The following is an 18,457-nucleotide window of genomic DNA, read 5'->3' as shown; positions in this document are numbered from 1 at the left end:
GCTATCGCCGGAGGCTGTCGAGCCTCACCGGGGCGGCGTGCGGGCGGGTCGCCAGCATGCCGTCGATGAGCGCCAGCACCTCGGCCCGGCCGCAATTGGCGGCCGGCTCGAACGGAGTCCAGGTCTGGGTGAAGTCGAGCTGGGCGAAGACGTCGCGGTAGCGGCGCAATTCGTTGGTGGTCAGCGGCACCCCACGCACGAAGGCCTTGTGCGCCGAGATCGTCTCGGCCCGGCGGAAATCCTTCGGGTCGAGCTCGAATTTCAAGGCATCGCCGCAGAACAGGATCTTTCGCGCCCGGTCGAACAGGATTGCGTGGCCGTCGAAATGCCCCGCCGTGCGGTGGAGTTCGAGGCCGGGGAGCGGTTCGAGGAAATCGTCGTAGGGCCAGGAGACCTGCAAGGCCGCGCTCCAGATGAAGTCGGCGGCCGGCAGGCAGAGTTCCGGGTCGAACCGGTCCTGCAGCTGCACCAGCGCCCCGTAGGCATGCGGGTGCGACGAGGATAGGACCTGCATTCCGCCGAGCGAGGCGATGTGCTTGAGCGCCGCCTCGCTGAAGACCGGGCAGGCCTCGAACCCCATATTCCCGTCGGGCGTCTGGATCAGGTAGGCGCTCGGCCCGATGCCCGAGACGGGATCGTTCCAGAAACGCCAGATTCCGGGCTCCAGCTCCTCCCAATGGCAGGGGAAGCGGTCCTGCGCCTCGCGTTCGCTCCAGAACTGCCAGCCCTTCTGCGGCACCACGTGACGTGCGTCGAGGCACATCGGACACGAGGGCGGCGGCGCGAAATGGCGCTGCCAGAACCCGCAATTGTCACAGGTATAGGCGGGAAGATCGAGGGCGCCGGCGAAGGGCAGGTATCCGGGAGACACGGTGGCGTTGCTCGGGTTCGGGGCGGGAGGTCGAGGCCCAGCCATATAGGTCGTGTGTCGAGCCTGTCGCGGGTCGGATGACGTGAGGATCGCTTCGGGGCCGGCCGGAACGCATGGCCCCTGCGCCGGACGGCCCGCTTGCGAAGCGGCGGCGGCGTCGCGATCTCTTCCGGGTGGGGACGTTCATGGCCGGCGCGAGCCGGTCGCTCATGCAAACGGACACGCGATTCATGATCCCTCTTTCCGTTCTCGACCTCGCCTTCGTGCCGCATGGCGCGACGCCCGGGGACGCCCTGCGGAACACCCTCGACCTCGCGAGGGCCGCCGAGCGCCTCGGCTATCGGCGGTTCTGGCTCGCCGAACACCACAACATGGTGGGCATCGCCAGCGCGGCGACCTCGGTGGTCATCGGCCACGTGGCCTCGGGCACGAGCCGCATCCGCGTCGGGGCCGGCGGGGTCATGCTGCCGAACCACTCGCCCATGGTCATCGCCGAGCAGTTCGGCACGCTGGAGACCCTGTATCCGGGCCGGATCGATCTCGGCCTCGGCCGCGCACCTGGCACCGACCAGCGCACCTTGCGCGCCCTGCGGCGCTCGCCGGAGACGTCGGACCAGTTCCCGCAGGACGTCCTCGAACTCCAGGCGCTGCTGGGCGACGCGCAGCCGGGCCAGGTGATCCAGGCCGTGCCGGGCACGGGCACCAAGGTGCCGCTCTGGATTCTCGGCTCCAGCTTGTTCGGCGCGCAGCTCGCCGCCATGCTCGGCCTGCCCTACGCCTTCGCCTCGCATTTCGCGCCGGACGCGCTGATCCAGGCGCTCGCAGTCTATCGCGAGCGCTTCACCCCGTCCGAGCAGTCGACGGCGCCCCATGCCATGGTCGGCGTCAACGTCGTGGCGGCCGAGACCGATGCCGAGGCGCGCCGCCTGTTCACCTCGGCGCAGCAGCAATTCGCCAACATGTTCCGGGGCACGCGGGGCCTGCTGCCGCCGCCCATCGACGATATCGAGACCTACTGGTCGCCCTCCGAGAAGCGCCAAGCCTCGGGGATGCTGGCCCGCGCCATCGTCGGTTCGCCGGAGACCGTGCGCCGGGGGCTCGCAGACCTGATCGCCGAGACGGGCGCGGACGAACTCATGGTGGCTAGCGCCATCCACGACCATGCCGCGCGCGTGCGCTCCTACGAGATCCTGGCGGAAGTCGCCGGAGCACCGATCCGGGCAGCCCCGGCGCGGGAACTCGTCGCGGGCTGATCCCGGTCGCGCCGGGCGGGGTCTCGCCTCGCTCGGGCGGTATGCCTATGGTGCGGCACCAACCTCACGGGCCGACATGATCAAGAAGACGCACCTTCCCTCCGACGCGACTCTCGTGGACGTCGTCCCCACCTTGGAGGAGGCCGACGCCTATCTGAGCCGGCTGCTCACCAACATGCGCTTCTGCCAGAAGCGGCACGGCAACGCATCGGTCCGCATCGCGGTCACGGGCAAGGGCGGCCACCCGTCCTACCGGGTCGATTACGTCAAGCCGGTGGCGCCGGACCCGGACGGCACGCCGTTCGACGCCTATGGCGGCAAGGCCCATTACAGCTTCACCGCCATCAACATCATGGAGACGAACTGGAGCAGCCGGTCGATGAGTCTCGACGAGGTGCTGAAACTCCAGGCTGAATTGCGGAAGCCGAAATTCGAGGATCGGTGAATCCGGGGGCCTCGCTCTGATCGCTCTCGGCCGAGCCTGCCGGATTTATCCATCCACTCGACGGCTGTTCGCTCTATTCAAGAGGGTTCGACTTGAGGCGCAACGGGCTTCCTCTCCTGGGAACAGAAGCAGATTGCAGTGGCCGATTTGCTCGTCGGAAGCCTAATTGTAGCCTCAGTCATCCTGGGGCCGCGCAGCGGAGCCCAGGATCCAGAAACACAGGTGGTGAGGACTTTGCACCGTCTGCGGCTCTAGATTCCGGGCTCGCCGGTGGCGACCCGGAATGACGGGGTGGTGCCATATGCAGGCGCCCTGCCTTTCTCGAGCCGTGTCCCGCGCATCCCGCGAGATGCGTGACTCTCATAGCGCTCGACCGGAGGCGGTGGGTTCAGCCTGCCAGCGGGATGCGGGAGGCCCGGTCGGGCAGGCGCGTGGCCTTTGCTCCGCCCGCATGACCTGCGCCGAAGTTCGGCCGGGACGCGAAGGGCAGGAATGTCCAGCCGTCTCGTTTCCGGCCCTTCGTGACGTAGAGCGCGGAATCCGCGCATTCGATCAGTTCCTCCGGCATGTGGTGTCTGCCGGGGACGGCCGAGGTCACGCCGATGCTGATCGTCAGCCCGATGCGTTCGCCACGCCAGAGGAAGGGTGAAGCGCGCAGGGCCGCGTTGGCCTGCTCGGCGATCCGACCGGCCGCATCCCCTTGGACGCCGCGAAGCAGGATGCCGAATTCGTCGCCGCCCAGCCGCGCGAACACATCGGCGGGACGGACGATTCGCCGTACCGCGTCCGCCACGTGTTTGAGCGCGGCATCGCCGGCCATGTGGCCGAGGCCGTCATTGATCCCCTTGAACCGGTCGAGATCCATCAGCATCACGCTGAACGGCTCGCCCGTCTTGCGCGCGCATTCCCCGGTGAGCTGCTGCATGAACTGGCGGCGATTGGGCAGGCCGGTCAGGTCGTCCTCGGCGGCGAGCCGCTCCACTTTCGCCATCAGGCTGTCGACCACCGAGACGATGAAGCCGAAATTCCAGATGATGCCCGCCAGGATGAAGACCAGCAGGTCGATGGCCGCGAGGGAGACCAGGGAGACATCCGGCGCGATGCCGCTGAGCCTCACCGTCACCGCGCAGGCGACGATGCCATGGGCCGTGATGGCCGACGCCAGTGCGCTCATCGTGATGAGTGCGCCGAGCTCCCGTGTCCGGCGCCGGGCGAGATAGAGAATTGCGAGCACGAGAGGAATGCATTGCGACGTGACGTAGAGTGGGTTCTGGCCCCACCAGGGCCGCCAGGTGAGGGCCATGGCCAGGATGCTGGCGGCAAGCAGCCCGGCATGGAGAGCCCAACGCGGCCTGTCCCCGTGGAAGCGGCGCAGGCCGACCGTATTCAGGTGAAAGGCCAGACAGGCGACGGCATTCCCGCCGACGGTGGTGGCGAAATTCCCGACGCCGCCATCGATGGCGAGCAGGATGCCGCCCGCCACATGAGCCATGCTGCCCGCCAGCCAGTAGCGCACCCCCGGCAGCGTCCTGTAGCGATAGAGGATGGCCGCCCAGAGCACGCAGTGCGAGAGCCCGGCTATCAGCACGATGAGGTAGAGCGTGTAAAAGTCCGGCATGCGGGGCAGGTGTTTCTTTCGTCATCCGCGAAGTCCAAGGCCGATTCTCGGGCCCGGATTACGGGCCTCGCCGTGGCCAGGCTCGAAGGAAACGACGCCGAATACGTGATTCGCAGCCGTCCCGACGTTAGACGGAGGAATATCGAGGCCAAGCACCATACTCTCGGCCGCGATCGCGTGGCGGGATTTGTCCTTGGTTTCCACCGCGATCTTGACTTGCGTGGGCTCTCGGACTAGTCCGCCAACCTCATATCCGACGACATGTCGTCAATACGAACGCCGACCGGCCCTGTGAGGCTGGAGGTCAACGCCCGACAGCGCGATGCGCCCTCGGGCGAGTTTCGCGTTGGAAACAGGCCGTCGCTCCGCCGATCCAGACGAGTGAGTCTCGCCCTGTCGCAAGCGCATGAACCCCTTCGCATCGAGGATGCGGTCAACGACGTCTGCCCCTGGTCGGGCAAGCCGATCGCGGCCGATTCCCTGACGCTCTACAACGGGTCCGTCGTCGGGTTCTGCAATCCCGATTGCCGGGACAAGTTCGCGTCGGCGATCAACGCCTTCGAGGCGGCGCTGCAGGTGCGGCGCGTCTCGTCCGCCGGCCTGTTCCAGTAGGTTCGGAGAGCCAGACGATGTTCGAAGGCCTGTCCGACCGCCTGTCCGGTATCCTCTCGGGGCTCACCCGACGGGGTGCGCTCACGGAAGCCGACGTCACCGCGGCCCTCCGCGAGGTGCGGCGCGCGCTGCTCGAAGCCGACGTCGCCCTCGAAGTGGTGCGCGGCTTCACCGAGAAGGTCCGCGAGAAGGCGGTCGGCGCCGTCGTCGTCAAGTCGGTGACCCCCGGCCAGATGGTCGTGAAGATCGTCAACGACGAACTCGTGGCCATGCTCGGCTCCGAGGCCGGCCTCATCGATCTCAACGCCCCCGCCCCCGTCGCCATCCTGATGGTCGGCCTCCAGGGCTCGGGCAAGACCACCACCACCGCCAAGATCGCCCGGCGCCTGACCAACCGCGACAAGCGCAAGGTGCTGCTCGCCTCCCTCGACACCCGCCGCCCGGCCGCCATGGAGCAGCTGGCGATCCTGGCCAAGCAGGTCGGCGTCGACAGCCTGCCCATCGTCGAGGGCCAGTCGGCGGTGCAGATCGCCCGCCGCGCCATGGATGCCGCGCGCCTCGGCGGTTTCGACGTGGTCATGCTCGACACCGCCGGTCGCATCACCCTCGACGAGGCGCTGATGGCCGAGGCCGCCGAGGTCAAGGCGGCGACGAAGCCTCATGAGGTCCTGCTGGTCGCCGACGCGCTCACCGGGCAGGACGCCGTGGTCACCGCCCGCGCCTTCGACGAGCGCCTGGGCGTCACCGGCATCGTGCTGACCCGTATGGACGGCGATTCGCGCGGTGGTGCGGCGCTCTCCATGCGCGCCGTCACCGGCAAGCCGATCAAGCTCGTCGGCACCGGCGAGAAGGTGGACGCGCTCGAGGAGTTTCACCCCTCCCGCGTCGCCAACCGCATCCTCGGCATGGGCGACATCGTCTCTCTCGTGGAGAAGGCGGCCGAAACCATCGACCATGAGCAGGCGCTCCGCACCGCGGAGAAGATGCGCAAGGGCAAGTTCGACCTCGACGACCTGTCGATGCAGCTCGCCCAGATGGAGAAGATGGGCGGCATCGGCGGCCTGATGGGCATGCTCCCCGGCATGGGCGCCATGAAGAAGCAGGTCGAGGGCGCCAATCTCGACGAGAACATGTTCAAGCGCCAGCGCGCCATCATCTCGTCGATGACCGCGCAGGAGCGCAAGAATCCCGACATCCTCAAGAATTCCCGCAAGAAGCGCATCGCCGCGGGGTCGGGGACGAAGGTGGAGGAGCTCAACAAGCTCCTCAAGATGCACCGGACCATGGCCGACATGATGAAGGCGATGGGCTCGGGCAAGCGCGGCATCGGCCAGGCGCTCGGCTCGATGTTCGGTCTGGGTGGCGGCGGCATGGGCGGCATGCCCGGCCTTCCTCCCGGCATGCCCGAGCCGACGCCCGAGCAGATCGAGGCGATGCAGAAGCAGTTGGGCGGCAAGCTGCCGCCCATGCCGCCGGGCTTCGGCGGTGGAAAGATGCCGGGCCTTCCGGGGCTCGGAGGACCGAAGGGGCCGGGCGGTCTGCCGGGCCTCGGCGGTTTCCCGTTCGGGAAGAAGAAGTAGGGGCGAATGGGGAGTAGCGAATAGCGAAGGGGCGGCAGGCCGGCTCTCTTCGCTACTCACTACTCGCTATCCGCCAAGAACGATCAGACTACCAACCTCCAGGAGCACACCATGTCCCTCAAGATCCGTCTCACCCGTGGCGGCGCCAAGAAGCGCCCGTATTACCGCATCGTCGTCGCCGATGCCCGCGCTCCCCGCGATGGCCGCTTCATCGAGAAGGTCGGCGTGTACGACCCGATGAAGGCCAAGGACGATCCGGCCCGCATCGTGCTCGAGTCCGAGAAGATCCAGGCCTGGCTCGCCAAGGGCGCCCAGCCCACCGACCGCGTCCTGCGCTTCCTCGATGCCGCCGGCCTCGCCAAGCGCCCCGCACGCAACAACCCGCAGAAGGCCGAGCCGGGCGAGAAGGCCAAGGAGCGCGCCGCCAAGCGCGCCGAGAAGGCCGCCGCCCCGGCCGAAGACGCCGCAGCCTAAGGCGTCCCCGCGATGGCGCGCCGCCCCGGAGGCACATCTTCCGCCGGCGATGGCGGCCGTCGCGACCGCCCGAGCCGCTTAGGCTCGGGCTCGGCCACCTCCGCACATCGGCCCCGGCCGATGCCGGAGGTGCCGCTCCCGTCCACCGATCCGAGCCTCGTCCAGATGGGCGAGTTCGGCCGTGCGCACGGGCTCAACGGCGAAATCCGCCTGAAATCCTATACCGGCGACCCGCAGGCTATCGGCTCCTACGGGCCGCTCATCGGCGCCGGGGGGCAGCGCATCGAGCTCACCGATGTGCGCCGGGCCGGCGGAGCCTCGCCCGACCTGCTCGTGGTGCGGGTGAAGGGCGTCTCCGACCGCAACGGCGCGGAAGCGCTCAACCGCCTCGCCATCTACCTGCCCCGCGACCGCCTCGGCCAAGTCGAGGACGAAGACGAGTTCTTCACCGCCGACCTCGTCGGGCTCGACGTGGTGGATCTGTCCGGCGCGCTCCTCGGCACCGTCACGGACGTGCCGAATTACGGCGGCGGCGATCTCCTCGAGATCAAGCCGGCGCTGGGCGGTCCCACCGCGCTCCTGCCTTTCACCAAGGCCTTCGTCCCGACCCTCGACGTGGCCAATGGCCGGATCGTGATCGATCCGCCCGACGACCTGTTCGCGCCCGCCGGGCCGAAGCCACCCGACGAGCCCGCCTGAGGCGGGAACGCCGGGACCGGCCCGTCGCTCAGGGCTTCGGGCTCGTCATCGACGTCCGCGCCATCTCCAGCGGTGCCGACGTGACCGGCATCGGCCCGTCGAAGGGCCGCTCGTGCAGGCCGATCATGCCCAGCGTCGTCACCGTGGCGGCCGAGAACAGGATCATCGCGACGGCCTGCGGCACCGGCTTGTCCACGTGGATCAGCCCGATGGAGAAGAGGGTGAGCAGCGCCAGTACCATCAGCGTCAGCCATTTCGACTGGTCGCCCTGAACGTCGGCGAGGCCGAGGCGCGTGCCGCGCTCGGCCCGCAGGTTCATCACCGCGTCGAGCAGGCTCCCATGCGCGGCGGCTCCCGCCTCGGTGCTGTGCCGGGGATCGGCCACGGATTGCATCAACTCCCCCAGGGCGTCGTTCGCGGTCCCCGAAGACTCGCCCTGTGTCATCTTCGGCCATTCGTCGTCGATCAGCGCGTTCGCGTAGGCGAGCAGCTTGGTGCGGATCGCGGACATGTCGGAGGCCGCGGCGAGGCTCAGATCGTGAACGGCGAGGAGATTGGTCTTCTCCGATTGCACGATCTTCGTCGCCTGCCGCTGCCGTTCCCAGGCGTCGTTCGCCACGAAGCCCGTGAGCAGCGCCAACATCACCGAGATGGCGTTGAAATAGGGGGCGACGACGCCGATGCCGAGCTTGTGCATGCCCGGCCGGGTCGCCGACCAGGTGGAGAGAAGGCTGATGGCGCCCATGCAGACCGCGAAGACGGCGCTCAAAAGGACGAACATCAGCCAGACAGGCTGATCGAGCCAAAACGTCAGGACCACGCACGTATTCTCCCGCTCGCTCTTCGAGCCGGAACGATGATAGCCGTTCGCCGCTACCGAACCGTGAATCCGCCCTGGCTCAACGCTGGCCGGTTCGCGTCGCCCCATCCGTGCACGGGGTGATCGACGAGGGATCGGGGCGTGCCGCAGGGGCCGGAGCCTCGAAGATCGCGAGATAACCGACTCCGCCCTCCAGCACCGAGAAGCCGGTCTCGCGATAGCCCGCCGCCGCGAGTTCGCACCGCAGCAGGGCCGGCGGCGTCCCATGGCGAGAGGGGATCGCGTCGGCATCGACGATCCCCACCCGGCCACCGGGTTTCATCGCCGCGGCCAGGTTGTGCAGGAGGCCGTAGGGCTGGCTGATCTCGTGGTACATGTGAACCAGCAACGCCGCGTCGAGGGAGCCCGGCGACAGGCGCGGATCGTGCGGCTCCCCCCGCACCACGGTGACGTTGCCGAGCTTGGCGCGTGCGAGACGTGCCGTGAGGTCGGCGAGATAGCGCGGCGTCACGTCCTCGGCGAAGACATGGCCCTGAGGGCCGACCCGTTCCGCGAGACGCGTCGTGTAATAGCCGCTCCCAGCCCCGATATCGGCCACGGTCTGGCCCGGCGCGATCCCCATCAGCCGCGCCACCTGGCCCACCTCATCGACCTTGTCGCGCTGGGCTTCGGAGGCCCAGAGCGGCGCGATGATCTCGGCCACCGGCCTGTCCGGTTTTGGAAAAGCGGAGGCAGGGGTGCCAGGAGGTGCCAGCGGTTCTGCGGCGAAGGCCGGGACGATGAGGGTGAGGAAGGCCGCAAGGGCGAGACGAGAAGACATGGTGGGACAACGAGGCGGCCCGCCCGGAAGTGCCCTCCCCCGGTTGCCTGCGGCATTCACACATCTGGAGGGCAGCACGGGTCCCCTCTCGTTTCAGGCGAGGGAGTCTGTCGAGGCGTAACACTGGAAGAGGATCGTTGACCCGCCCTCACCACACGCGTCATCAAGCGCCATGACGCCCGCGCCCTGGACCGCCACGATCCTCACCCTCTACCCGGAGATGTTTCCCGGCCCGCTCGGCATTTCGCTCTCGGGCGATGCGCTCGCGCGCGGAACCTGGGCGCTCGAAGCCCGGCAGATCCGCGACCACGGGATCGGCCGCCACCGCGCCGTGGACGATACCCCGTCGGGGGGCGGAGCGGGCATGGTCCTGCGCTGCGACGTGCTGGGTGCGGCCATCGATGCCGCCGCTTCCCCCGGCGACACGCGGCCCCGGCTGCTGATGAGCCCGCGCGGACGCCCCCTGACGCAGGCGCGCGTGCGCGAACTCGCGGAGGGGCCGGGACTCGTCGTTGTCTGTGGCCGGTTCGAGGGGGTGGACGAGCGGGTGATCGCGGCGAGGCACCTCGAAGAGGTCTCCATCGGCGACTACATCCTGTCCGGCGGCGAGATGGCCGCGATGGTCGTGCTCGACGCCTGCATCCGGCTTCTGCCGGGAGTCATGGGTAAATCCGCCTCGGGAGAGGAGGAGAGCTTCGAGGGCGGCCTCCTCGAATATCCGCATTACACGCGCCCCCGCGAATGGGAGGGACGGGCGATTCCCGAGATCCTCAATGGGGGCAACCATGGGGCCATCGCGCGCTGGCGCCGGGGCGAGGCGGAGCGGATCACGCGTGAACGCCGGCCTGACCTGTCTGTGCGATCCGGCATGTCCTCGACAAAGCCTTGATCCATCAAGGTTTGAACACGAAAGATCATGACATTCCGGAGGGCGGGACTGAATTTATCCGCAACGCATCTTGCTTATTCGTCGCGTGAGGTTCATTGGCAGCGGCGGGCCACTCCTCCCCAACGAGGAGCATTCATCTGTAAGGATGGACTTTGTCATGACACGTCCCACCACGCGCCCCCGCGTGCCGAATTTCTCGTCCGGCCCCTGCACCAAGCGTCCCGGCTGGACCCTCCAGGCCCTTCAGAACGCCACTCTCGGCCGCTCGCACCGCTCTCCCGCCGGCAAGGCCAAGCTGGTCGAGGCCATCGAGCTGACCCGCACCGTGCTGCGCGTGCCCGCCGATTACCGCATCGCCATCGTCCCCGCCTCGGATACCGGCGCCGTCGAGATGGCCATGTGGTCGATGCTCGGCCCGAAGACGGTCGAGGTCGCCGCCTGGGAAGCCTTCGGCTCCGAATGGGTCACCGACGCGCTGCAGGAACTGAAGATCTCGCCCATCGTCCACGAGACCGCCTATGGCGTGCTGCCGGACCTGTCCGCCATCGACACGAAGCACAACGACGTCATCTTCACCTGGAACGGTACCGCCGCCGGCGTCCGCGTGCCGAATGGCGACTGGATCGCCGCCGACCGCGAAGGCGTGACCATCTGTGACGCGACGTCGGCCGCCTTCGCCATGCCGCTCGACTGGGCCAAGCTCGATGTCGTCACCTTCTCCTGGCAGAAGGTGATGGGCGGCGAGGCCGCACACGGCATGTTGATCCTCTCGCCCCGCGCCGTCGCGCGCATCGAGAGCAACACCCCCGCCTGGCCGATCCCGAAGGTCTTCCGGATGGCCAAGGGCGGCAAGCTGATCGAAGGCATCTTCAAGGGCGACACGATCAACACGCCCTCGCTCCTCGCGGTCGAGGATTACCTCGATACCCTGCGCTGGGCGCAAGGCATCGGCGGTCTCGACGCGCTCCACGCCCGTGCCGACGCCAATGCCAAGGTCGTTCACGACTGGGTGGCGCGGACCCCGTGGATCGGACACCTCGCCGTCGACCCGGCGACGTATTCGAATACCGGCGTCTGCCTCGTCATCACCGATCCGGACGTCCTCGCGATGGGTGACGCCACGGTGGCGTCGGTGGCCAAGGGCATCGCCGACACGCTCGATTCCGAGGGGATCGCCTTCGATATCGGCGCCTATCGCGATGCGCCGGCCGGCCTGCGCATCTGGTGCGGCGGCACGGTGGAAACCTCGGATCTCGAGGCCCTGATGCCCTGGCTCGACTGGGCCTATGCCGCCCAGAAGGCGAAGCTCACCAAGGCTGCCTGAGGCAATGCTCCCCTCCCCCTCTCCCCTCTGCGGGAGAGGGTGGCCCGCGCAGCGGGTCGGGTGAGGGGAGCGCGTTGTCCGGAGAGGTCGTCCCCTCTCCCGGTCGCTCCGCGACCACCCTCCCCCGCAATGGGGGGAGGGTTGAGACCTGCCGCGCCCTCACACCTCACCTCCGAAATAGTTCCATTCCTCAAGAGCCGGAGGCCATCATGGCTGCTCCCAAGGTGCTCATTTCCGATTCCCTCTCCAATGCCGCCGTGCAGATCTTTCGCGATCGTGGAATCGACGTCGACTTCTTCCCCAACCTCGGCAAGGACAAGGAGCGCTTCGCCGCGATCATCGGCCATTACGACGGCCTCGCCATCCGCTCGGCCACCAAGGTCACGGAGAAGGTGCTGGCCCAGACCTCGCGCCTGAAGGTCATCGGCCGGGCGGGAATCGGCGTCGACAACGTCGATGTCGCCGCCGCCACGGCGCGCGGCGTCATCGTGATGAACACGCCCTTCGGCAATTCGATCACCACCGCCGAACACGCCATCGCGATGATGTTCGCCCTGGCGCGGCAGATCCCGCAGGCGGATCTCTCGACCCAGGCCGGCAAGTGGGAGAAGAACCGCTTCATGGGCGTGGAGCTGACCGGCAAGACGCTCGGCATCATCGGATGCGGCAATATCGGCGCCATCGTCGCCGACCGCGCGGTGGGCCTGAGGCTGAAGGTCGTGGCCTACGACCCCTACCTTTCCCCGGAACGCGCCCTCGAAATCGGGGTCGAGAAGGTCGAGCTCGACGCGCTCCTGGCGCGGGCCGACATCATCACGCTCCACGTGCCGATGACCGACAAGACCCGCAACATCCTGTCGGCTGAGAACCTCGCCCGCGTGAAGCCCGGCGTGCGCATCGTCAATTGCGCCCGCGGCGGCCTCGTGGACGAGGTGGCGCTCCGCGCCGCCCTCGATTCGGGCCATGTGGCCGGGGCGGCCTTCGACGTGTTCGTCGACGAGCCGGCGACCGAGAATCCGCTCTTCGGCCATCCCAACGTCATCTGCACCCCGCATCTCGGCGCCGCCACCAACGAGGCCCAGGAGAACGTGGCGCTGCAGGTCGCCGAGCAGATGTCCGACTACCTGATGACCGGCGCGATCACCAACGCGATCAATTTCCCGTCCATTTCCGCGGACGAGGCTCCCCGGTTGAAGCCCTTCGTGGCGCTCGCCGAAAAGCTCGGCTCGTTCCTCGGCCAGCTCACGGACGCGCCGATCAAGGGCATCCGCATCACCTACGAGGGCGCAGTGGCGGGCATGAACACCCGTGCGCTCACGGCGGCGGCGGTGACCGGGGCGCTGCGGCCGTTCCTGCAGGACATCAACATGGTCTCCGCCCCCGCTCTGGCGCGGGAGCGCGGCATCGTGGTGGACGAGATCAAGCGCGAGGGCGGCGCGAGCGACTACGAATCCGTGATCCGCATCACGGTCGATGCCGAGGATATGCCGCGCGACGCCGCCGGGACGGTGTTCCATGACGGCAAGCCGCGGATCATCGAGATCCGCTCCATCGCCATCGACGCCGCCTTCGCGCCGCACATGCTCTACGTGCGTAACCACGACAAGCCGGGCTTCATCGGCCGGCTCGGCACCATCCTGGGCGAGGCCGGCGTCAACGTCGCGACTTTCAACCTCGGCCGCGAGGAAGAGGGCGGCAACGCCATCTGCTTCTGCGCCGTCGATGCACCGATCTCGGACAGCGTACGGGTGGAGATCGAGACGATCCCGCAGGTGAAGCGGGCACGGCCGGTGAGCTTCTGAGCGCGTAGCCCTCTCGTAGGGCGCACGCTGCCGTCATCCCGGGGCGCCGAAGGCGAGCCCGGGATCCAGAGCCGCCAACGGCGAATAGTCTCGCTCGACCTGCGTTTCTGAATCCCGGGCTCCGCTGCGCGGCCCCGGGATGACGTGGTGCACCACCGGACGTTTGGGCGAGCGACGCGGCTGAGTTGATCGCTCCGCGCCTTGCAATGGGTCGGGCGCGTAGCCCAAGGACTGGCCCTTGCGCCCGGAACATGCGAGAGGCCCGCGCATGAACATCGACGGCAAACCCTACCGCACCATCCTTCCCGCCGCCGACGGCGCGTCCGTCGAGGTCATCGACCAGACCCGCCTGCCCTTCGCCTTCGAGATGAAGCGGCTCGCCACCCTGGACGAAGCGGCCGTTGCCATCCGCACCATGATCGTGCGCGGCGCGCCGCTCATCGGCGTCACGGCGGCCTACGGCCTGGCCCTGGGCCTGCGCAGGGATGCTTCCGATTCCGGGATCGACCATGCCGTCGAGACCTTGGCCGCCACCCGCCCCACCGCGATCAACCTGCGCTGGGCCCTCGACCGGGTCGCCGCCAAGCTGCGCGAGGTCGCGCTTCCTGAGCGCGCCGCCTTCGCCTTCGCCGAGGCCGGGCGCATCGCCGAGGAGGATGTGGAGAGCTGCCACGCCATCGGCCGCCACGGCGCCGCGATCCTGGCCGATCTGCACAAGGCCAAGGGTTACGACAAGGAAGAGGGTCGCCGCCTCAACGTGCTCACCCATTGCAATGCCGGCTGGCTCGCCACGGTGGATTGGGGCACCGCCCTCGCGCCGATCTACGTGGCGCACGAGGCCGGCATTCCGGTCCATGTCTATGTCGACGAGACCCGGCCGCGGAACCAGGGCGCGGCGCTCACCGCGTTCGAGCTCAACGCCCACGGCGTGCCGCACACCGTCATCGCCGACAATGCCGGCGGCCACCTGATGCAGCATGGCGAGATCGACGTCTGCATCGTCGGTTCGGACCGCACCACGGCCTCTGGCGACGTCTGCAACAAGATCGGCACCTATCTGAAGGCGCTGGCGGCCTCCGACAACCGCGTGCCGTTCTACGCCGCCCTGCCCTTCTCCACCATCGACTGGACGCTGGACGACGGTGTCGCGCAGATCCCGATCGAGGAGCGCGACGGCTGCGAAGTCTCCCATCTCACCGGCCGCCTCGCCGATGGCGGATTCGCCACGATCGAGGTGGTGTCGCCGGGTAGCCCGGTGGCCAACCCCGCTTTCGACGTGACCCCGGCCCGCCTGGTGACGGGCATCATCACCGAGCGCGGCGTGGCTTCGGCGGATGCAGAGGGGTTGTTGGCGCTGTATCCGGAGCGGCGCTCGGCGGCTTAGCGGGTCACGACGCTTCCCACTGCCAGAACACAGACCCCGTAAACTCGAACACCCGCTCCCCGCGCTGGTTCTGCGCGGTGTTGTGGTGGGTCGCGACGCCCCAGCCGGGGCGTGAGGCCGACTCGCGCTTGTCGAGCAGGGTGCAGGCGTAAGCGATCGTGTCGCCTGCATAGACCGGGGCGAGCCAGCGCATGTCGCGAAAGCCGGGAGAGGGGCCGAGCTGCGGCACAGGACCGGCCCGTTCCGTGAGGGCGATGTCGCGCTGGCGGGTGATGTGCAGGCGCTTCATCCACACCGCCGCCGTATGCCAGCCCGAGGCGCAGAGCGCGCCGAAATGGGTCTTTCGGGCGGCGTCCGCATCGAGATGGAAGGCCTGCGGATCGTAATCCCTGGCGAAGGCGATGATTGCTTCGGGCGTGAAGACGTGCCGGCCGAGATCGCGGACCGTGCCGAGCTTCGCCTGTTTGAGGAAGAGCAGCGGCTCCGCATCGTCGCCTTCGATCACCTCGACCGGGTCTCCGGGCGTCACCGCGCGCGGCGGCAGGGGATCGGCCCCGCGCCGGGCGAACATGACCGTGAAGGCCTGAATCATCACCGTCTCGTCGCGCCCGTTCACGACCGTGAGGGTGAAGCGGACGAAGCCGCGATCCGGCTTCGAATTCGAGGCGCGGCACTCCTCCACCTTGGTGACGATCCGCAGCGCGTCACCCGGCAGGACGGGGCGGAGCCAGCGCAGCTGCGAGATGCCGGGCGAGCCCATGGAGGTGGCGCCGCGAAAGACATGGGCCTGGAGCAGGCGCATGCCGAACCCGGCCGTCTGCCAGCCGGAGCCGATCAACCGACCCGCCAGCGTCGCCTTCGCGGCCTCCTCGTCGAGATGGAAGGGCTGCGGATCGAACTCCTTCGCGAAGGCGACGATCGCCTCCCGCGTCACCGTGAGTGGGCCGCCCTCGATCACGTCGCCGGGGGTGAAATCCTCGAAGGTGATGCCGGTCATTGAACCTCTTGTCCCCGGGTCGCAGAGTTTCGGGTCGAAGGATGGCGCTGCGCTCGCTTCAGGGGCGGCCCGCCTCTCCCCGCTTGCGGGGAGAGGATCACAAGCACCTCGTCGTGCTTGTGATGAGCGGAGCGAGGGTGAGGGGGCCGTGCCGGAGGAGGCTCATTCGGACGAGCCCCTCACCGTCGGCTGCCGCCTCGCCGCGCCGACGACGGGGTCGTCGCGGCCCTCTCCCCGCGTGCGGGGAGAGGGGATGGGCGTCCTCACCCCGGCGGATGCCGGCAGGCCGGTCCAGCTCCTCAATTGGCGAAGCGGAAATGCAGTACGTCACCGTCCTGCACCACGTAGTCCTTGCCCTCGAGGCGGAACTTGCCGGCCTCCTTGGCGCCGCTCTCGCCCTTCAGGGCGGTGTAATCGGCGAACGCGATGGTCTCGGCGCGGATGAAGCCCTTCTCGAAATCCGTATGGATCACGCCGGCGGCGGCAGGCGCGCGGGTGCCCTTCTCGATGGTCCAGGCGCGCGCTTCCTTCGGACCCACCGTGAAGTAGGTGATGAGGCCGAGAAGCTCGTAGCCCGCGCGGATGACCCGGTTGAGGCCGGGCTCCACGAGCCCCACCGCTTCGAGGAAGTCGCCCTGGTCGGCGAGCGGCATCACCGCGATCTCGCTCTCGATCTTGGCCGAGACCACCACCGCGCGCGCCCCCTCGGCCTTGGCCTGGGCGATCACCGCCTCGGAATAGGCGTTGCCCTTGTCGGCATCGCCCTCGTCGACGTTGCAGACATAGAGGACGGGTTTCGCCGTCATCAGCCCGAGGGTCTGGAACAGCTTCTCCTCTTCCGGCTTGCGGCTCACCAGACGGGCGGGCTTGCCCTCGCGCAGCAGCGGCAGCGCCCGCTGGACGAGGTCGAGCATCTCCTTGGCTTCCTTGTCGGCGCCCTTGGCCTTCTTCTCGAGGGCGAAGAGGCGCTTCTCGAGGCTGTCGAGGTCGGCGAGCATCAGCTCGGTCTCGATGGTCTCGATATCCGCCTTCGGGTCGACCTTGCCCTCCACATGGGTCACGTCACCATCGGTGAAGCAGCGCACCACGTGGGCGATGGCGTCGACCTCGCGGATATTGGCGAGGAACTGGTTGCCGAGCCCCTCCCCCTTCGAGGCGCCGCGCACGAGGCCGGCAATGTCCACGAAGGTCAGCCGCGTCGGGATGATCTCCTTCGACGTGGCGATCCGCGCGAGATCGTCGAGGCGCGGATCCGGCACCGCCACCTCGCCGACATTCGGCTCGATCGTGCAGAACGGATAGTTCGCCGCCTGCGCCGCCGCGGTCTGCGTCAGCGCGTTGAAGAGGGTCGACTTGCCGACGTTCGGCAGGCCGACGATGCCGCATTTGAAGCCCATGATATTCCTCAAGAGTTCGCGAAGATCGATTCCGGTAAGGCCCGAAACGGATTCACGATTGTCGTTCCTTCGACCTCGCGGCCGTGCTGATAGTCTTCCGACAGAAGGAAGCGGCATCCGGCCCGGATCGCGGAACCGAGGATGACGCAGTCCCACCACTGAAACCGGGTCTGTTCCCGCAGTGACCACGCATCGCCGACGAGGGCGAGATCGGTGGCGCCTTCCGACCATTCCTCCAATGCCAGCGTCGTCTGCCGCGCATCCTCCGGATCGATCAGGAGCCGACCGCGCAGGATGACGGCATGCAACTCACCGAGAACCTGCGGGCTCACGACGATCAGGCCCCGATCCGCCAGCGCTTCCAGCCAATGCCGCGCCATGGATTGCTTCTCAGGGAAGCGGTCGTCGCGGGCATACACGAAGACGTTGGTATCGACGAACACCCGGCCCGTGACGGGGACGGTGTCACTCGGCATCGTAGATCTGATCGCGCGTCGGCGCGCGCCCGTTCTCATCGAGGAGATGGAGGGGTGGCCCCGCCAGGAAGCGCTCTAGTGCCTGACTCTGGGAGAGCGGCCGGCCGACGCGTTGTTCGACCGTCTCGGCGATGAATTTCGAGAGGCTCTTGCCGTCACGCGCCGCAGCGACGCGAGCACGTTGCAGGAGGCTCTCCTCCATCGTCACCGTGACGTTTCTCAACCCAGCCTCCCCACCCGTCGAATCCGAGCTTCGATATCGTGTTCCCGTGTTTTCGTGTCAATCACGGCCGGTGGCCGCCGCGTTGACCTGCTTGACGTCGTCCCAGCCCCGGCCCGCCATGGCGAGGTGGACCTTGTTCTGGAAGCTCGCATCCTCGTCCTGGGCCAGGAGCGGAGCGTGGTCCGCCACGGCGCGGCAGAGATCTTCGACCCAGGCGCGCTCCCCCTTGCCGAAATCGTTCAGGACGTAGGCATGGACCAGGGCCTTGTCGCCCGGATGACCGATGCCGAGACGGACGCGCCGGTAATCGTTGCCGCATTGGGCGGTGATCGAGCGCAGGCCGTTATGGCCGGCATTGCCGCCGCCGAGCTTCACGCGGAGCTTGGCCGGGGCGAGGTCGAGTTCGTCATGCAGGACGATGACGTCGGCGAGGGCGATCTTGTAGAAGCGCTGAGCTTCCGAGACCGAGCGGCCGGATTCGTTCATGAAGGTCTGCGGCTTCAGCAGGACGACCCGTTCGCTGCCGAGCGTCGCCTCGGTCACCTCGCCCTGGAACTTGCGCCGCCAGGGCGCGGCGCGGTGGACGCGCGCCATCTCGTCGAGGGCGAGAAAACCGATATTGTGGCGGTTGCCCGCATAGCGGGCCCCTGGATTGCCGAGCCCGACGATCAGGCGCATGGCATCATCTCCAAGACGATTTCGTCACGAGAGCGCTCTCCGCCGAAGTGGATGCCGGTTCGGCGAAAAAGAGCGCGGCAAAACAGAGGCTTAGA

The 18,457-nt window shown here is 68.0% G+C and carries 19 protein-coding genes; 10 read left to right on the top strand and 9 right to left on the bottom strand.

The features are described from left to right. Window position 1: 1 nt before the first annotated feature. A complete protein-coding gene (locus tag RQI43_RS17570; RefSeq protein ID WP_147832536.1) occupies window positions 2-916 on the bottom strand; it encodes an MBL fold metallo-hydrolase in 915 nt (304 codons plus the stop codon). Between the two features lie 185 nt (window positions 917-1,101). Here RQI43_RS17570 and RQI43_RS17565 point away from each other — a divergent pair, with 185 nt between their 5' ends. Next, window positions 1,102-2,124, top strand: a complete 1,023-nt coding sequence (locus tag RQI43_RS17565) for an LLM class flavin-dependent oxidoreductase (RefSeq protein WP_311275991.1) — start codon at window positions 1,102-1,104, stop codon at window positions 2,122-2,124. Between the two features lie 76 nt (window positions 2,125-2,200). Beyond that, window positions 2,201-2,569, top strand: a complete 369-nt coding sequence (locus RQI43_RS17560) for a hypothetical protein (RefSeq protein WP_056432785.1) — start codon at window positions 2,201-2,203, stop codon at window positions 2,567-2,569. Window positions 2,570-2,957: 388 nt separating this feature from the next. Here the strand turns inward: RQI43_RS17560 and RQI43_RS17555 are convergent, their stop codons facing one another. Continuing rightward, window positions 2,958-4,187, bottom strand: a complete 1,230-nt coding sequence (locus RQI43_RS17555; protein ID WP_311275990.1) for a GGDEF domain-containing protein — start codon at window positions 4,185-4,187, stop codon at window positions 2,958-2,960. Window positions 4,188-4,568: 381 nt separating this feature from the next. Here RQI43_RS17555 and RQI43_RS17550 point away from each other — a divergent pair, with 381 nt between their 5' ends. From RQI43_RS17550 to rimM, 4 genes are all read left to right on the top strand, one after another. Then, the gene (locus RQI43_RS17550) at window positions 4,569-4,799 is read left to right on the top strand and encodes a hypothetical protein (RefSeq protein WP_056144470.1); all 231 of its coding nucleotides are present in this window, start codon (window positions 4,569-4,571) and stop codon (window positions 4,797-4,799) included. A 17-nt stretch (window positions 4,800-4,816) separates the two neighbouring features. Then, entirely contained in the window at window positions 4,817-6,379 is a 1,563-nt protein-coding gene (gene ffh / locus RQI43_RS17545; RefSeq protein WP_311275989.1) for a signal recognition particle protein, read from the top strand. A gap of 111 nt (window positions 6,380-6,490) precedes the next feature. Further along, window positions 6,491-6,853: a 30S ribosomal protein S16 gene (gene rpsP / locus RQI43_RS17540; protein ID WP_018042769.1), complete on the top strand. Its 363-nt coding sequence runs from the start codon at window positions 6,491-6,493 to the stop codon at window positions 6,851-6,853. A gap of 12 nt (window positions 6,854-6,865) precedes the next feature. After that, window positions 6,866-7,552 (top strand): ribosome maturation factor RimM, encoded by a 687-nt coding sequence (gene rimM / locus RQI43_RS17535; RefSeq protein WP_311275988.1) that lies wholly within the window; start codon window positions 6,866-6,868, stop codon window positions 7,550-7,552. A 28-nt stretch (window positions 7,553-7,580) separates the two neighbouring features. Here rimM and RQI43_RS17530 read toward each other — a convergent pair whose 3' ends face one another. Both RQI43_RS17530 and RQI43_RS17525 read right to left on the bottom strand, forming a co-directional pair. Then, window positions 7,581-8,372 carry a hypothetical protein gene (locus RQI43_RS17530; RefSeq protein ID WP_311275987.1) on the bottom strand — a complete coding sequence of 264 codons (792 nt, stop codon included), beginning with the start codon at window positions 8,370-8,372 and terminating at the stop codon, window positions 7,581-7,583. A gap of 79 nt (window positions 8,373-8,451) precedes the next feature. Then, entirely contained in the window at window positions 8,452-9,192 is a 741-nt protein-coding gene (locus RQI43_RS17525; RefSeq protein ID WP_311275986.1) for a methyltransferase domain-containing protein, read from the bottom strand. A gap of 172 nt (window positions 9,193-9,364) precedes the next feature. Between RQI43_RS17525 and trmD the strand changes: the two genes are divergently transcribed. The 4 genes from trmD (at window position 9,365) to mtnA (ending at window position 14,591) form a co-directional block, all read left to right on the top strand. Further along, the gene (trmD, locus tag RQI43_RS17520) at window positions 9,365-10,081 is read left to right on the top strand and encodes a tRNA (guanosine(37)-N1)-methyltransferase TrmD (RefSeq protein WP_311275985.1); all 717 of its coding nucleotides are present in this window, start codon (window positions 9,365-9,367) and stop codon (window positions 10,079-10,081) included. A gap of 157 nt (window positions 10,082-10,238) precedes the next feature. Further along, entirely contained in the window at window positions 10,239-11,405 is a 1,167-nt protein-coding gene (locus RQI43_RS17515) for a phosphoserine transaminase (RefSeq protein WP_311275984.1), read from the top strand. A 209-nt stretch (window positions 11,406-11,614) separates the two neighbouring features. Next, window positions 11,615-13,207, top strand: coding sequence for a phosphoglycerate dehydrogenase (gene serA / locus RQI43_RS17510; RefSeq protein WP_207413547.1), 1,593 nt, complete (start codon window positions 11,615-11,617; stop codon window positions 13,205-13,207). 268 nt (window positions 13,208-13,475) lie between these two features. Continuing rightward, window positions 13,476-14,591 carry an S-methyl-5-thioribose-1-phosphate isomerase gene (gene mtnA, locus RQI43_RS17505; RefSeq protein ID WP_311275983.1) on the top strand — a complete coding sequence of 372 codons (1,116 nt, stop codon included), beginning with the start codon at window positions 13,476-13,478 and terminating at the stop codon, window positions 14,589-14,591. Between the two features lie 4 nt (window positions 14,592-14,595). Here mtnA and RQI43_RS17500 read toward each other — a convergent pair whose 3' ends face one another. The 5 genes from RQI43_RS17500 to pth form a co-directional block, all read right to left on the bottom strand. Continuing rightward, window positions 14,596-15,588 carry a MaoC family dehydratase gene (locus RQI43_RS17500; RefSeq protein WP_311275982.1) on the bottom strand — a complete coding sequence of 331 codons (993 nt, stop codon included), beginning with the start codon at window positions 15,586-15,588 and terminating at the stop codon, window positions 14,596-14,598. A 299-nt stretch (window positions 15,589-15,887) separates the two neighbouring features. Continuing rightward, a complete protein-coding gene (gene ychF, locus RQI43_RS17495) occupies window positions 15,888-16,985 on the bottom strand; it encodes a redox-regulated ATPase YchF (protein WP_056432743.1) in 1,098 nt (365 codons plus the stop codon). An 8-nt stretch (window positions 16,986-16,993) separates the two neighbouring features. After that, on the bottom strand, window positions 16,994-17,461 hold the full coding sequence (locus RQI43_RS17490; protein WP_056432740.1) for a PIN domain-containing protein: 468 nt from the start codon (window positions 17,459-17,461) through the stop codon (window positions 16,994-16,996). Beyond that, on the bottom strand, window positions 17,451-17,684 hold the full coding sequence (locus tag RQI43_RS17485) for a hypothetical protein (RefSeq protein WP_056432738.1): 234 nt from the start codon (window positions 17,682-17,684) through the stop codon (window positions 17,451-17,453). The genes RQI43_RS17490 and RQI43_RS17485 overlap by 11 nt, the downstream gene beginning before the upstream one ends. A gap of 57 nt (window positions 17,685-17,741) precedes the next feature. Beyond that, window positions 17,742-18,362 (bottom strand): aminoacyl-tRNA hydrolase, encoded by a 621-nt coding sequence (gene pth, locus RQI43_RS17480; RefSeq protein ID WP_311275981.1) that lies wholly within the window; start codon window positions 18,360-18,362, stop codon window positions 17,742-17,744. Window positions 18,363-18,457: the final 95 nt, after the last annotated feature.

The sequence above is a fragment of the Methylobacterium sp. WCS2018Hpa-22 genome (genome assembly GCF_031843785.1).
Classification (GTDB): Bacteria; Pseudomonadota; Alphaproteobacteria; order Rhizobiales; family Beijerinckiaceae; genus Methylobacterium.
This window is presented reverse-complemented; position numbering and strand designations above follow the sequence as displayed.